Source organism: Streptomyces sp. SD15, assembly GCF_054462255.1.
Genome location: NZ_JBTLMO010000041.1, coordinates 52,310 through 66,659 on the forward strand (window position 1 = coordinate 52,310; position 14,350 = coordinate 66,659).

Annotated in this window: 12 protein-coding genes and 1 pseudogene; 5 read left to right on the forward strand and 8 right to left on the reverse strand. The window is 71.9% G+C overall.

Annotated elements, in window-relative coordinates; genetic code table 11:
- Nucleotides 1–46: 46 nt before the first annotated feature.
- Nucleotides 47–1,642: an alkaline phosphatase D family protein gene (locus ACX28W_RS32130; RefSeq protein ID WP_459003423.1), complete on the reverse strand. Its 1,596-nt coding sequence runs from the start codon at nt 1,640–1,642 to the stop codon at nt 47–49.
- Between the two features lie 161 nt (nt 1,643–1,803).
- Complete coding sequence (pdxR, locus tag ACX28W_RS32135; RefSeq protein ID WP_459003425.1) at nt 1,804–3,219, reverse strand: MocR-like pyridoxine biosynthesis transcription factor PdxR; 1,416 nt, start codon at nt 3,217–3,219, stop codon at nt 1,804–1,806.
- A 47-nt stretch (nt 3,220–3,266) separates the two neighbouring features.
- Between pdxR and ACX28W_RS32140 the strand changes: the two are divergent.
- A pseudogene (locus ACX28W_RS32140) lies at nt 3,267–3,668 on the forward strand (EamA family transporter); the annotation flags it as partial.
- A gap of 498 nt (nt 3,669–4,166) precedes the next feature.
- On the opposite strand, the gene ACX28W_RS32145 reads toward ACX28W_RS32140, so the two are convergent.
- On the reverse strand, nt 4,167–4,997 hold the full coding sequence (locus ACX28W_RS32145) for an alpha/beta fold hydrolase (RefSeq protein ID WP_459003427.1): 831 nt from the start codon (nt 4,995–4,997) through the stop codon (nt 4,167–4,169).
- A gap of 231 nt (nt 4,998–5,228) precedes the next feature.
- Here ACX28W_RS32145 and ACX28W_RS32150 point away from each other — a divergent pair, with 231 nt between their 5' ends.
- Nucleotides 5,229–6,113, forward strand: a complete 885-nt coding sequence (locus ACX28W_RS32150) for an RNA polymerase sigma-70 factor (protein WP_459003429.1) — start codon at nt 5,229–5,231, stop codon at nt 6,111–6,113.
- A 259-nt stretch (nt 6,114–6,372) separates the two neighbouring features.
- A complete protein-coding gene (locus ACX28W_RS32155; protein ID WP_459003430.1) occupies nt 6,373–7,134 on the forward strand; it encodes a GntR family transcriptional regulator in 762 nt (253 codons plus the stop codon).
- 88 nt (nt 7,135–7,222) lie between these two features.
- Here ACX28W_RS32155 and ACX28W_RS32160 read toward each other — a convergent pair whose 3' ends face one another.
- The 3 genes from ACX28W_RS32160 to ACX28W_RS32170 all read right to left on the reverse strand — a co-directional run bounded on the left by ACX28W_RS32160 (nt 7,223) and on the right by ACX28W_RS32170 (nt 10,312).
- Entirely contained in the window at nt 7,223–8,380 is a 1,158-nt protein-coding gene (locus tag ACX28W_RS32160) for an ROK family transcriptional regulator (RefSeq protein WP_459003432.1), read from the reverse strand.
- Nucleotides 8,381–8,480: 100 nt separating this feature from the next.
- Nucleotides 8,481–9,143, reverse strand: a complete 663-nt coding sequence (locus ACX28W_RS32165; RefSeq protein WP_459003434.1) for a response regulator transcription factor — start codon at nt 9,141–9,143, stop codon at nt 8,481–8,483.
- Between the two features lie 14 nt (nt 9,144–9,157).
- Entirely contained in the window at nt 9,158–10,312 is a 1,155-nt protein-coding gene (locus tag ACX28W_RS32170) for a sensor histidine kinase (RefSeq protein ID WP_459003435.1), read from the reverse strand.
- A 108-nt stretch (nt 10,313–10,420) separates the two neighbouring features.
- Here ACX28W_RS32170 and ACX28W_RS32175 point away from each other — a divergent pair, with 108 nt between their 5' ends.
- Together ACX28W_RS32175 and ACX28W_RS32180 are read left to right on the forward strand one after the other, a co-directional pair.
- Nucleotides 10,421–11,356 carry an ABC transporter ATP-binding protein gene (locus ACX28W_RS32175; protein ID WP_459003437.1) on the forward strand — a complete coding sequence of 312 codons (936 nt, stop codon included), beginning with the start codon at nt 10,421–10,423 and terminating at the stop codon, nt 11,354–11,356.
- A gap of 2 nt (nt 11,357–11,358) precedes the next feature.
- Nucleotides 11,359–12,081, forward strand: coding sequence for an ABC transporter permease (locus tag ACX28W_RS32180; protein ID WP_459003439.1), 723 nt, complete (start codon nt 11,359–11,361; stop codon nt 12,079–12,081).
- 124 nt (nt 12,082–12,205) lie between these two features.
- On the opposite strand, the gene mug is transcribed toward ACX28W_RS32180, so the two are convergent.
- The gene (gene mug, locus ACX28W_RS32185; protein WP_459003440.1) at nt 12,206–12,718 is read right to left on the reverse strand and encodes a G/U mismatch-specific DNA glycosylase; all 513 of its coding nucleotides are present in this window, start codon (nt 12,716–12,718) and stop codon (nt 12,206–12,208) included.
- Nucleotides 12,719–12,762: 44 nt separating this feature from the next.
- A complete protein-coding gene (gene purB / locus ACX28W_RS32190; protein ID WP_459003442.1) occupies nt 12,763–14,205 on the reverse strand; it encodes an adenylosuccinate lyase in 1,443 nt (480 codons plus the stop codon).
- Between the last annotated feature and the right edge of the window lie 145 nt (nt 14,206–14,350).

Here is a 14,350-nt window from a genome sequence, read left to right on the forward strand (position 1 = left end):
ACGGGAGGCAGCGACCCGAATGCCGCGTCACCGCCGTACGGTCGGACTACTGCCCCACTCGTCCCGGCTGCAGCACCTGTGTGAACAGCACGCTGCCGTCCTGCTCACGCAGTCGTACCGTCAACTCGCCGTTGTCGCCGTCGATGTCGACCTCGCCGAAGAACTGGTAGCCACCGGCGGGTGAGACGTTCGAGGCGGTCGGGGCCTTCACGAACACCCGCTCCGGACCGAACGTGCCGTCCAGCGTGTTCGCCGGGAAGGCACCGGCGTTCAGGGGGCCGGAGACGAACTCCCAGAACGGCTCGAAGTCAGTGAACGCGGCCCGCGACGGCTGGTAGTGCTGCGCCGAGGTGTAGTGCACATCGGCCGTCAGCCACACGGTGCCTGTGATCCGCCGGTGCTTGATGTACCGCAGCAGCTCGGCGATCTGCAGCTCCCGTCCGAGCGGTGCGCCCGGGTCGCCCTGCGCCACCGCCTCGATGTTCGGCTTCCCCTCGGTCGTGTCCGGCACGACCAGGCCCAGCGGCATGTCGGCGGCTATCACCTTCCACACCGCACGCGACCGCGACAACTCCCGCTTCAGCCACTCCAACTGCTCGGCGCCGAGGATGCCCTGCGGATCGGTGGTCTGGTTGTCGGGAGAGTTGGCGTTGCGGTAGGTGCGCATGTCCAGCACGAAGACGTCCAGGAGCGGACCGTGCCGCATGACCCGGTGGACGCGGCCGTCCTTGCTGCCCGGCGGCAGCGTCGAGAGGGGGAAGTATTCGCTGAACGCGCGCCGGCCCCGAGCGGCCAGGACGTCGACGCTCTTCTCGGTGTACCGCGGGTCCGAGTCCGTGATCACCTCGCCCGGGTACCAGTTGTTGCGCACCTCGTGGTCGTCCCACTGGATGATCGACGGCACCTGGGCGTTGAAGCGCTTCAGGTTCTCGTCCAGCAGGTTGTAGCGGAAGTTGCCGCGGAACTCGGCCAGCGTCTCGGCGACCTTGGACTTCTCCTCGGTGGTGATGTTCCGCCAGGTACTGCCGTCGGGCAGCGCCGCGGTCGCCGCGATCGGCCCGTCGGCGTAGACGTTGTCGCCGCTGCACAGGAAGAAGTCCGGGTCGAGCTTCGCCATCGCGTCGTAGATCCGGTAGCCGCCGAGGTCCGGGTTGATGCCCCAGCCCTGCCCCGCCAGGTCGCCGGACCACAGGAAGCGCACCCCACCGCGCCGCCCGGCCGGCGTCGTACGGAACGTGCCGGACACCGGCTCGCCGGTGCGCCTGGGGTCGTCGGGATCGGCGAGCAGCACGCGGTAGTGGATCTGCTCCCCCGCGGGCAGCCCGCGCAGCCGCGTCGTGCCGGTGAAGTCCGTGTCCGCGCCGAGCAGCGGACCATGCCATCTGTGGGTGTTGCGGAACGACTCGGTCGCGGACGTCTCGACGATCATCCGGGCCGGGCGGTCGGAACGGACCCACACCAGGCCGGAGTCGGCGGTCACGTCTCCGGTCTGGACGCCCCAACCTGCCTTAGGGCGTCCGGACAGGGCGAACGCCGGGGCCGCGCCGAGGGTGGCGGGCAGGGTCAGTGCCGCCGACGCGGCGAGAGAGCCGCGCAGCACGCTGCGCCGACCAGGGAAGGGGCCTTGCGGACGGTCTGACATGAATGCGCCTCCAGGGACGGATTCGGCCGGGTGCAAGGCCACAACTACTGGTGCGCCGCAGCGCACACGCAAACCACAAATGAACAACTGCCCCGAGGACAAGGGACCGGTGTACGACTTCGGGCGGGCGCCCGAGCGCTGGGGCGACCCACCCGGGTGCCTCAGGAACGCACCGCCTCCGCCAGCAGCCGTACGCCTTCGCGGATCCGCGCGGGGGACTGGTGGGCGTACCCGAGCACCAGCCGGACCCCACCGCGGTCGACCGTCTGCCCGTAGTCCGTCAGCGGACGCACCGCCACCCCGGCCGCAGCGGCCCGCTCGAGGAAGTGGTCCGGTGGCCCGTACCGCTCGGGCAGCGCGGCGATGACATGCAGACCCGCCGCGATACCGGACACCTCCGTGCCGGGAAAGTGCTCCGCCAGGGCGGATACGAGGGCGTCGCGGCGTTCCCGGTAGGCCCGCTGGCAGCGGCGCAACTGCCGGTCGTAGTCGCCCCGCTCCACGAAACGGGCCAGGAGGGCCTGGTCGACGACGGGGTTGCCCAGATCCATGGTGCGCTTGCGCTCGACGACCTCCTCGGCGAGCGACGCCGGTACCAGCAGCCAGCCGAGCCGCAGCCCCGGCGCGAGCGACTTGCTGACCGACCCCGTGTAGGCGACGTGTTCCGGGTCGAGCCCTTGCAGGGCTCCGACGGGCTGCCGGTCGTACCGGAAGTCCCCGTCGTAGTCGTCCTCGATCACCAGACCGTCCACCGAGCGCGCCCAGTCCAGGAGCTCCGCGCGGCGCCGCGCGGAGTACGCGATCCCCGAGGGGAACTGGTGGGCGGGCGTCGTCACCACCGCACGTACCCCCGACGCCTTCAGCGGTCCCGTCGCCAGCCCTTCCTCGTCCAGGGGCAGCGGTACGGCGCCGATGCCGGCCGAGGCGTACAGGGAGCCGTGCTCGGGGCTTCCGGGGTCCTCGACACCGGCCTCGCGCACCCCGCGCGCGTGGAGCACGAATCCGAGCAGTGTCATCGCCTGTGCGACCCCGGAGACCACGACGACGCGCTCCGGGTCCGCGACCACGCCACGGCGCCTCGCGAGCAGTTCCGCGAGGGCGGTGCGCAGCCGGGGCAGGCCGCGCGGATCCGGGTAGCCCAGCGCGTGGTGCGGCAGTTCGGCGAGCACTCCGCGCTGTGCGGCCGCCCAGGCGGCGCGCGGGAACAGGGACAGGTCCGGTGTTCCGGGACGGAAGTCGGCGCGGCCCGGGGCGGGGCGCGGCGCGAGATCACGCGCGCGTGGGTGGGCCGCCCGGACGGCGCCGCCGACCCAGGTCCCGGCGCCCCGGTCGCTGCGCAGGTACCCCTCCGCGGTCAACTGCTCGTACGCCTCCGTGACCAGCCCCCGCGACACCCCGAGATCGGCGGCGAGTTCGCGACTGGACGGCAGCCGGGTGCCCGGCGCGAGCCGACCCGAGCGGACCGCCTCGCGCAACGCGGCCTGCAGGGTGCGGCCACGCGCGCGCGGCGGCGCCGAAGCGGCCGGCAGAAGCAGCTCCCAGGCGGCGGCCCCGCGATTGGTCCCCGAAGACGACATGAGAGTGGACCTTAAACCGGACCGCGCCCGTTCATAACGTCACCACCATGAACGCCACCACCCGGGGGTCGCTGCTCGCCGCCCTCGCCTGTGTCCTCGTCGGAGGATCCTTCACCGCCAACAGCGTCCTGGTCCACTACCCGTACGCGGGCGGCCAGTTCCTGCGCTACGGCCTCGCCTGTGTGCTGCTCCTGCCACTGGTCGGCCGGGGTGGTGCGGCGCCGTTGCGACGACTCGCGCCACACCAGTGGGTGCGCCTCGCGCTGCTCGCCGCGGTGGGCATGGTCGGTTTCAACCTCGCCGTGATCGCCGCGGAACGCACCGCGGAACCGGCGGTTCCAGGGGTCTTCGTGGGCTGCGCTCCGGTCGTCGTGGCCGTTGTCGTGCCCCTTCTCGAGCGCCGCCGCCCGCGCCGCCCGATCCTGTACGGGGCGTCGCTCGTCGCGTTGGGCGCCTTCACCGTCCAGGGCTGGGGTCGCACCGACGGGGCGGGCCTCGCGTACTCCCTGTGCGCGCTGGTCGGAGAGGTGGGCTTCGCCGTCCTCGCCGTGCCCGTGCTGCGCCCCCTCGGGCCACGGCTGCTGTCGGCCACCGTCTGCGGGATCGCCGCGGTCGAGTCGGCGGTGGCCGGGGTGCTCACCGACGGCGGCGCATGGCTTCGGACGCCGGACGCCACCGAGGCCACCGCGCTGCTGTGGCAGACGGTGGTCGTCACGGTCGTCGGCTTCGTGTGCTGGTACATGGGCATGCAGCGCATCGGCGCGGAGCGCGCCACGCTCTTCTCCGGCCTGATCCCCGTCGCGGCGGCCTGCACCGCGCCGCTCGTCGACACCGGCGCGTACGGCGCCGCACAGGCCGTGGGCAGTGCGCTGGTCGGCGCCGGAGTCGCCCTGGGATCCGGTGCGTCGGGCCTCACCGGGCGCCGTACGTCCGTATCTGCGGAGCCTTCAGCGACTGCCGTCGAGAATGACGCGGGCGACGAGCGCGGGGTCGTCGTTCATCGGGACATGGCCGCAGCCGGGCAGTCGCACCAGCCGGGCGCGGGGAATGATGTGCTTGGCGCGGATCCCCTGGCGGCGCACCAGCAGCCGGTCACGGGTGCCCCAGGCCACCGTGACGGGCAGCCCCGGGAGGTCGTCCGTGAACTGGACGGCGGAGCCGGCCCGGAGAGTCTCGGCGAATCCCTCGGCGTGGGCCAGCGCGAGGGTCTCGGCGACGACGGCTTCGGGTGAACGGCGGCCGGGACGGGCGTAGATGGTGCTCGTGAGAACGGTTCGCCCGGCCGCCGTGCGCGAGAGCCGCTCGACCACCGGGAGCGGCAGACGGCGCGCGGCCTGCCGCATCGCGATCAGCACGCCGAAGGCGTACCGCCGCTCGACCGGCGACCAGAAACCGGCGGGCGAGAGCGCGGTGACGGACCGTACGAGTTTCTCGCGGCCCAACTCCAGGGCCAGGAGCCCGCCCAGGGAGTTGCCCGCCACATGGGGACGTTCGATCTCCAGCGCCTCGCACAGCGCGCCGAGCGCGGGCACCACCGTGGCGAGGTCGTGCGTGAGTCCGTCGGGCAGCGCGGGGGAGTCGCCGAAGCCGGGTAGGTCGACGGCTATCACCTCGCGTTCGGCGGCCAGGAGATGGATGACCGGGTCCCAGGCCTGCCGGTGGTGGCCGATGCCGTGCAGCAGGAGCAGCGGTTCTCCGGTGCCCACGCGCGCGTAGGAGAGGGTCACGGTCCGCGGGCCGTGCGCGGAGGGGAGACTGAAGGAGACCGTGGCGGACATGATGCTGCTCCTCTTCTGGTGACACGCTTTTTGATGACGCGCTTTCTGATGACGTGCTGACGAACCGAGTTCGCAGTCAGGTAGACAGCTTGTCAGCAACTGCTACCGGCGGGTAGCCCCCGGTGGCCACGAACCGCGTGACGCACGCGCGCGTGCCGTCCGGAAACGACGCGGCGCGCGCGTGCCGATTCCACCCTGGACACGCCGGGATGTGTCGGATGGGATGGAACCGTGGCCACCGACACCGCGACCGATGTCTTCGAAGCGCAACGCCCCGTCCTGATGGGCGTCGCCTACCGCATGCTCGGGCGGGTGGCCGACGCGGAGGACGTGGTCCAGGAAGCCTGGCTGCGCTGGTCCGGAGCCGATCGGGCCGAAGTGCGCGAACCGCGCGGCTACCTCGTGCGCGTCACCACCCGCCTCGCCATCGACCGGCTGCGCCAGGTGCAGTCGCGCAAAGAGGCGTACGTGGGACCGTGGCTCCCGGAGCCGTACGTCACCGACTTCGGGGACACCGTCCCGGACACGGCGGAGCGGGCTGTGCTCGCCGACTCCGTCTCACTCGCCGTCCTCGTCGTCCTGGAGTCCCTGTCGCCCCTGGAACGCGCGGTGTTCGTCCTCAGAGAGGCGTTCGGCTACCCGTACGCGGACATCGCCGCCGTCCTCGACCGCGGCGAGCCCGCGGTGCGCCAACTCGCCGGACGGGCGCGCAAGCACGTCGAGGAACGGCGGCCGCGCTACGAGGTCGACCCGGCCGAACGCCGTGATCTGACCGAGCGGTTCCTCGCCGCGGCGGCCGAGGGAGACCTGGAGGGGCTCGTGTCCCTGCTGGCCCCGGACGTCCGCCTGGTCGGCGACAGTGGCGGACTGGCCAAGGCGCCACTGCGGGTTCTCGAGTCCGCCGACAAGGTGGGCCGCTTCCTCTACGGCGTCGCCGAGAAGGGCGTCCCCGACCTGTCGTGCCGCCTCCTGGAGCTCAACGGCGGCACCGCGCTCCTGGTCCTGTCCCAGGACAAGCCCGACAGCGTCTTCCAGCTGGACGTCGTGGAGGGCCGGATCCGGTGCATCTACGTCGTGCGCAACCCGGAAAAGCTGGTGTCCCTGGGCGACCGGTAGGTACTCCGGACCGATCTCCGTGCGACGCCGAAAGCCCCCGCCTTCCGGACGGGGGCTTTCGGCGTCGCGTCACGCACATGGCCCAGCACGAACGCCCTGTGAACGCTCTGCGACAAGGCGCCGGTGCAATCCGTAAGGGATCGAGGATTGGTCTTGACCAAGGGTGGGGGCGGTCATATGGTCGCAGGGATAGTGCAGGAACCTTTAATAAACAAGGGCGCTAAAACGCCGCCGGGTCACGGCGATTGCGGAGGACAGGGTGGGGACCACGCAGCTGGAAACGGTGCCGGAGCCTAAGTACTGGCATCTCAGGACGGTGCTCAGTGAGGCACTGGACTCCGAATTCTCCGTGGGCGAGATTCTGCCCAACGAGCGCGATCTCGCCGCCAGGTTCGGCGTCGCCCGTGCCACACTCCGCCAGGCTCTCGAGCAGCTCGAGCTGGAAGGGCGTCTCCAGCGCCGCCGCGGGGTGGGCACGACTGTCGCGCCGCCGCGCGTGGGCGTGGCCGTCGGATCCGAGCAGCATGTGTGGCCGGGCGCGGTCGGCGACGCCTGGCAGCCCGTGGACTGCACGGTGGCGGCCCCGCCCACGGCGGTGGCCGACTTCCTGGAGACGGGCCGCGACGAGCAGGTGCACACCGTGCGCCGCTCCCGGGTGACCCACGGCCAGCCGGTCGCCGCCGAGCTGCTCTACATCCCGGCGTCCTCGGTGCCCGACCTCTCCGCCATCGACACGCCCTCGGGGGCGGCACGTGCGCGTGCCGTGCTGCGCGAGCTGCAGCGCCTCGACATGGAGAGCCAGGACCGCGCCGTGGAGCTCGGCTCGGCCCGCGCGGACGACGCCAGGGAACTCGACCGGCTGCCCGGGGCGCCCGTCCTCGTCGTCACCACCCGCTTCTTCGCCGGGGGGCGCACGGCGGCCGTCTCCGTGGCCACGTACCGCGCCGACACCTGCCGACTGACCTTCGGCGACTCCGGTGGCGTGGAGATCCACCACGACCCGGAGCGCCGGGCTTCCTGAGCCGACAGGCCACCGCACGCCCGAGCCGCACCCGTCATGCCCCGGAGCACTCCGGGGCGTGACGTTTCTTCGCCAGCGTCCGTTCCGCTCAGCGGCGTGCCGTGACCGTTCCCTCCACCGCAAACAGCTGCTCCTCCACATGATCGAGGGCCAACCGCAGCGCCCCCGTCGACACGGCCGCCTCGCCCAGCAGCGAGAGTGCCACCTTGGGCGGCCGCAGGCAGTAGCGCGCCAACTCGCGCCGCAGCGGCTCCAGTACGCCGTCCAGACCGGCCGCCCAGCCGCCGATGACGACCAGCTCGGGGTCGAGGGCGAGGACGAGGGCCGCCACGTCGTGCACGAGGCGCTGGATGAAGCGGTCGACCGCCGCGCGGGCCTGCTGGTCGCCGCCCTTGGCGAGCGCGAAAACCTCGGCGACCGCCTGCTCGTCCAGCGGATGCAGCGGCTTGTCCGTGGTCGACAGAAGAGTCTCGGGCGTCACCCCGCGGCCCAGCAGATGCAGGGCCCCGATCTCTCCGGCGGCGCCCCCGTACCCCCGGTGCAGTCGCCCGCCGATCAGTGAACCGGCTCCCGGACTCAGTCCGGCCAGGACGAACACGACGTCGTCGGACTCCGTGGCCGAGCCCTTCCAGTGCTCCGCGACCGCCGCCGTGTTGGCGTCGTTCTCGACGAGGACGGGGCACTTGAAGGAACGGCTCAGCCGGTCGCCCAGCCGCAGCCCCGTCCACTCCGGCAGCGCCGTGCCCAGACGTACGGTGCCGTCCGCCTCGACGATCCCGGGGCTGCCCACCCCCACCGCCCGCAGCGAGCTACGGGCGACGCCCGCCCGGCGCAGCAGGTCGGCGACCGCCGTACGCAGCCGCTCGAGGCGCTCGTCCGCCGACGCGGTCTCGTCCACGTCCTTGGACATGGCACCCAGCACCCGGCCGTCCAGATCGGCGAGGAGCCCGGCGACGCGGTGCGGGCCGATCTCCAGGCCCAGCAGATGACCTGCCTCGGCCCGGAACCGGAACCGCCGCGCCGGGCGGCCCTGGCGCCGCGCGGCGCCGTCCTCGGCTGCCGTCTCGACCACGAGCCCGGCCTCGGCCAGCCCCTCGACGACGCCCTCGACCGTGGGCCGGGACAATCCGGTCACCCGGGTGATCTCGGTGAGCGTCGCGCAATCCGTGGACCGCAGCGCGTGCAGCACCACCGCGGAATTGATCCTCCGCAGCAGAGAGGGGTCCCCGCCGGTCAACCGCCCCAACGTCCGTCCTCCCAGCTCGTGCGCGTGTTGGCCGGATCGTACTCGGCACCGCGCACTCCGGCGAGAGCCGGGGACCCCCTTTGCCACCGACGGGTCGCTGTCAGCCCGGGGCCACGAAACCGGACTCGTACGCCGCGATGACCGCCTGCGTACGATCCCGGGCCCCCAGCTTCCCCAGTACGGCACTGACGTGGGACTTGACCGTCTCGGTCCCGACGATCAGCCGCGCCGCGATCTCCGCGTTCGACAGCCCCCGGGCCATCAGCCGCAGTACTTCCGCCTCCCGCTCGGTCAGCGCGGCCCGCGCCATGGCCGCCCGCGCCGCGGAATTGCCGGCGCCGTCCCCGTACTCGGCGGCCAACTGCCGTACGGAGGACGGAAACAGCAGCGACTCGCCCTCGGCGACCAGCCGCACCGCGTGCACGATCTCGGCGGGCCGCGCCCGTTTCAGCAGGAACCCGTCGGCACCCGCGCGCAGCGCCTCGTAGACGTACTCGTCGTTCTCGAACGTCGTCACCACGAGGATCTTCGGCGGATCGGCCACAGTCCGCAGCACCGCGCGGGTGGCCTCGATGCCGTCCATCAGGGGCATCCGTACGTCCATGGCGACGACATCGGGCCGTAGCTGCCGTACCAGCGGGATCACCGCGGCACCGTCGGCCGCCTCCCCGACGACCTCGATGTCGGGCTGGGCCTCCAGGACGGCCCGCAGACCAGCGCGTACGAGGGGTTCGTCGTCGACAAGGAGCACGGTGACCGGCATCCGGCCAGCGTAGATCAGCGCAGCGGCAGCTCTACATGCACCTGCCAGTCACCCGCGTCCGGACCCGTCCGCGCACGCCCGCCGAGCAGTGCCGCACGCTCCCGTATCCCGCGCAGCCCGCTGCCCCGGCCGGGCCCCGATATCTCCGCGGTGAGCGGATTGCGGACCTCCAGGACGAGCCTGCCGTCCTGGACCTCTATACAGACCCGGGCCGGGACGCTCCCCGCATGCCTGAGGACATTCGTGAGTGATTCCTGCAGGATGCGGTATCCCTCGCGGGACACCGGACCCGGCACGGTCTCCACGGGACCCGTCACCTCGGCCTCGACCTTGGCACCGGAAGCGCGCGCCGACTCCAGGAGCCTGTCGGCCTCGGTCAGCGTGGGGCGGCTGCTCACCGGACGCTCCGCCTCCCGCAGCACGCCGAGCACCCGCTCCAGGTCCTCCAACGCAGCCCGGCCGGTGTCCTCGATGGCGCACAGGGCCCGGTCGGTGAACGCGGGGTCGCCGGCCGCCCGCGCCGCACCCGCCTGCACCACCGCGACGGTCAGCGCGTGACCGATGGAGTCGTGCAGCTCACGGGCAATGCGGTTGCGCTCCAGGAGCTGCTCGGTGCGCTCCTCCAGGGCGGCGAGCCGCTCGCTGGGGGAGGGGCCGAGGAGACGGCGCGCTATCGACGTGATCAGCTTGCCGAGGCCGATGACCGCGCCGTACAGGGCGAGCAGCGGGAAGGGGAAGAGCAGTGCGTAGGCCCAGTGCGGGTGCGAGACCGGCACGAAGGGGTTGTCGGTCGTCGGATGGCCCAAAGACACGTTGATCAGCTCGGCGGAGATCAGTGGCAGCCAGACACTGAGCCCACAAGTCACCCACCCGCCCACCAGCCGGATTTCCAGCCAGAGCACGGTCCTCCACCGGTCCCGCCACGTGGCCGATGGAGCGACCGAGAACGCCGCCTCCCCGCCGCCCCGCGCCAGCATGAACTGCGCCTGCACGCCCTCGCCCCGCCGTACGGCCGGAATCAGCCCCAACGGAATCAGAAGCACCGCGGGCACCCATGGCTTCGACATGTCGATGAACAGCCACACACTGGTGAACAGCATCGGCACCCACAGGTGCAAAAAACGCGTGTACGTCGTCCCCTGGAGCAGCGGGCGCAGAAAACGGGCCATTGCGTCATCGTGACAGGCCGCACTGACAACAGGCTTCCCCCGGGTGGGGGAGACGGAGTCCCCCCGCGGGGGAGGTGACGGCCCCTCACCGGCGGCCAGGCTGGGGCCATGACCAGCATCGACGTCCAAGACCTCACCAAGGAGTACGGCAGCACGCGCGCCGTGGACCAGCTCACCTTCAGCGTCCTCCCCGGCCGCGTCACCGGCTTCCTCGGTCCCAACGGCGCCGGAAAGTCCACCACCATGCGGCTCGTGCTCGGCCTGGACCGGCCCACGTCCGGCACCGCCACCGTCGGCGGCCGCGCCTACGCCACCCTCCACGAGCCGCTGCGCCACGTCGGCGCTCTGCTCGACGCGCAGGCCCCGCACGGATCGCGGACCGCCCGTGACCATCTGCGGGCACTCGCCGCGAGCAACCGCATCCCGGAGCGGCGCGTGGACGAGGTCCTTGAGGAGGTGGGGCTGGCCTCCGTCGCGCGGCACAGGGTGAAGACGTACTCCCTGGGAATGCGCCAGCGGCTGGGCGTCGCGGGCGCGCTCCTCGGGGACCCGCCCGTCGTGCTGCTCGACGAACCGTCGAACGGGCTCGATCCCGAAGGGATCATCTGGATGCGGGAGTTGATGCGCGGACTGGCCCGCGAGGGCCGCACCGTGCTCGTCTCCAGCCACCTCATGAACGAGACCGCGTCCTTCGCCGACCACCTCGTCGTCCTCGGCCGGGGACGACTGCTCGCCGACACGCCCATGCGGGGATTCATCGACGCGCGCGTGCAGCCCCGCGTACGGGTGCGCACCACCGACGGCGGCGCTCTGGGCGGCCTGTTCGCGGACCACGGCATCGAGGCCGTCGAGGGCGAGGACGGACGCTGGACCGTGTTCCACGCACGCGTGGAGGACATCGGACACCTCACCTCGGCCGCGGGCGTGACTGTCCTCGAACTTGCGGCGGAGGAAGGCACGTTGGAACAGGCTTACCTGGATCTGACGGCCACCGAGACCGAGTTCGCCGCCGCGCCGTCCCCGACGCAGCCTCAGGAGGCCTGACCATGACATTCGCACCCGCACTCCGCGCGGAGTGGATCAAGATCCGGACCCTGCGGTCGATGGTCGGAGCCCTGTGCGGCGTCGTTCTCGCCACCGCGCTGTTCTCCGCGATCGCCGGACTCGACTCCGAGGGCGAGGAGTTCGACCCACTGTTCTCGGCGTTCTTCGGCGTCAGCTTCGGACAGATCGCGGCGATCACCTTCGGCGCGCAGGCCGTCTCGGCTGAGTTCCAGGGCGGCGCGCTACGGGTGTCGCTGGCCGCGATGCCCGACCGGGTGCGGTGGTTCGCGGCCAAGGCCGTGGCGATCGCGATCCCCGTGCTGGCCGTCGGCCTGGTCACGGGAGCGGTGAGCCTGGCTGTGGGGAAGGCGACTCTCGGGACGAAGGCGAGCGGCCTGACCTGGAGCGAGGGGCTGCGTGGCGTTGTCGGCTGCGGCATCTACCTGGCGCTGATGGCCCTGTTCGCGGCCGGCCTCGCCGCCGTCCTGCGCAGCGGTGTCGCCACGCTGAGCATCCTGATCCCGTTTCTCCTGATCGTCTCCTTCGTCGTCGGGACCGCGTCGGCCGGCGTGGCCGACTTCCTGCCCGACAAGGCGGGCCAGGTGGTCTTCCACGAGACGTGGGACGGTGTCCTCGGAGCCTGGACGGGCCTCGCCGTGACCGCGGTCTGGACGGCGGGGGCCCTGGTGGCCGGCGCGTGGAGCATTCGGCGCCGCGACGCCTGACCTGGTGACGGCCCGCCCATTGTCAGTGGCAGCCGCTTCACTGGGTGTCATGACCAGCGCGCGCCGCCGACTCGCCACGATCGTTCGGCTGTGCTCCGCGGAACTCCCCGAGGAGCACAGCCTGTCACCCCTCGGCGGCAGCCGTCCGCAACCGCCCGAACTCCTCCGCCATCGTCGCCGCCGTCCAATGCGCGTTGAGCCCACTGGGATTGGGCAGCACCCACACCCTGCTGACCCCGATCATCCGCTCCTGGGGACCGACGGCGGCCTTGCGGTCACCGAATGCCGCCCGGTACGCGGTCACACCCACCACGGCCAGCCAGCGCGGCCGCAGCCGCGCCACCTTGGCGGTCAGCAGTCGTCCGCCCTCGCGGTACTCCTCGGCGGTCAGTTCGTCGGCGCGAGCGGTGGCGCGCGCGACGACGTTCGTGATGCCGAGTCCGTACGACGGCAACTCGCCCTGCTCCGACGGCTTCAGCAGCCGCGGCGTGAACCCGGCAAGGTGCAGCACGGGCCAGAACCGGTTGCCGGGCCGCGCGAAGTGGTGGCCCGTGGCGGCTGTCATCAGACCCGGATTGATGCCGCAGAAAAGCACCTGGAGGCCGCCGTCGGCGTCGTCCGCGACGACGTCCGGCACGAGCCGGTCGCGGGCGGCCTCGAGGTCCGCGGCAGTCAGCCGCGTCAGAGGATCGCTCCCGGCGTGTAGCCCGCCGCCTCCGGGTGCTGCTTCACGATCTCCTCGATACGAGCGACGACGACGGCGACCTGGTCGGCGGCGGCGCCCGTGAAGGACAGCTTGTCGGCCATCAGTTCGTCGAGCTGTGCGCGGTCCAGCGGGATGCGCTCGTCCGCGGCGAGCTTGTCGAGCAGCTCGTTGCGCTCGGTGCCCTGCTCGCGCATGGCGAGGGCCGAGGCGACCGCGTTCTCCTTGATCGCCTCGTGCGCGACCTCGCGGCCGACGCCCGCGCGTACCGCGCCCATCAGGACCTTGGTCGTCGCGAGGAACGGCAGGTAGCGGTCCAGCTCGCGCGCGACGACGGCAGGGAAGGCACCGAACTCGTCGAGGACCGTGAGGAAGGTCTCCAGCAGACCGTCCAGCGCGAAGAACGCGTCGGGCAGCGCGACCCGGCGTACGACCGAGCACGACACGTCGCCCTCGTTCCACTGGTCGCCCGCCAGCTCGCCGGTCATCGAGGCGTAGCCGCGCAGGATGACCATCAGGCCGTTGACGCGCTCGCAGGAGCGGGTGTTCATCTTGTGCGGCATCGCGGAGGAGCCGACCTGGCCCGGCTTGAAGCCCTCGGTCACCAGCTCGTGCCCGGCCATCAGCCGGATCGTCTTGGCGGTCGAGGACGGGGCGGCCGCCAGCTGCACCAGCGCGGTCACGACCTCGTAGTCGAGCGAGCGCGGGTAGACCTGGCCGACGGAGGTGAAGGCCTGCGAGAAGCCGAGGTGCCGGGCGATGCGCTGCTCCAGGTCGGCGAGCTTCGCCGCGTCGCCGCCGAGCAGGTCCAGCATGTCCTGGGCCGTGCCGACCGGGCCCTTGATGCCGCGCAGCGGGTAGCGACCGAGCAGTTCCTCGACCCGTCCGTACGCGACGAGCAGCTCGTCGGCGGCGGTCGCGAACCGCTTGCCGAGGGTGGTCGCCTGCGCCGCGACATTGTGCGAGCGGCCGGCCATGACCAGCTCGGCGTACTCGCCCGCGAGCTTCCCGAGCCGCGCCAGGACGGCCACCGTGCGGTCGCGCATCAGCTCGAGCGAGAGCCGGATCTGCAGCTGCTCGACGTTCTCGGTGAGGTCCCGGGACGTCATGCCCTTGTGCACGTGCTCGTGCCCGGCGAGGTCGTTGAACTCCTCGATCCGCGCCTTCACGTCGTGCCGCGTGACCTTCTCGCGCTCGGCGATCGAGGCCAGGTCGACCTGGTCGAGCACGCGCTCGTAGTCGGCGAGGGCGGCGTCCGGCACCTCGATCCCGAGGTCCTTCTGCGCCCGCAGCACGGCGAGCCAGAGCTGACGCTCCAGCTTCACCTTCTGCTCGGGGGACCAGAGCGTGGCGAGCTCGGTGGAGGCGTAGCGTCCGGCGAGGACGTTGGGGATACGGGGCTTTGCAGGCGCGGCAGTCACGTGGACGGAGTTTACCCGGCGTCCCGGGGGGCTCCGGGAACGCCCGCACGGTCCAGAGAGCGCAGGTCAGCAGCCGACCAGCCCTACGGGCGGATGCCGTCGGGCCGCTTTGCCTACGGGCGGATGCCGGCAGGCCGTGTCGAAG

Coding starts and splice junctions, on each gene's coding strand:
- ACX28W_RS32130 (WP_459003423.1), bottom strand. CDS start 1,642: ATGTCAGACCGTCCGCAAGGCCCCTTCCCTGGTCGGCGCAGCGTGCTG.
- ACX28W_RS32170 (WP_459003435.1), bottom strand. CDS start 10,312: ATGGCCCGTTTTCTGCGCCCGCTGCTCCAGGGGACGACGTACACGCGT.
- ACX28W_RS32165 (WP_459003434.1), bottom strand. CDS start 9,143: ATGCCGGTCACCGTGCTCCTTGTCGACGACGAACCCCTCGTACGCGCT.
- ACX28W_RS32180 (WP_459003439.1), top strand. CDS start 11,359: ATGACATTCGCACCCGCACTCCGCGCGGAGTGGATCAAGATCCGGACC.
- pdxR (WP_459003425.1), bottom strand. CDS start 3,219: ATGTCGTCTTCGGGGACCAATCGCGGGGCCGCCGCCTGGGAGCTGCTT.
- ACX28W_RS32145 (WP_459003427.1), bottom strand. CDS start 4,997: ATGTCCGCCACGGTCTCCTTCAGTCTCCCCTCCGCGCACGGCCCGCGG.
- ACX28W_RS32175 (WP_459003437.1), top strand. CDS start 10,421: ATGACCAGCATCGACGTCCAAGACCTCACCAAGGAGTACGGCAGCACG.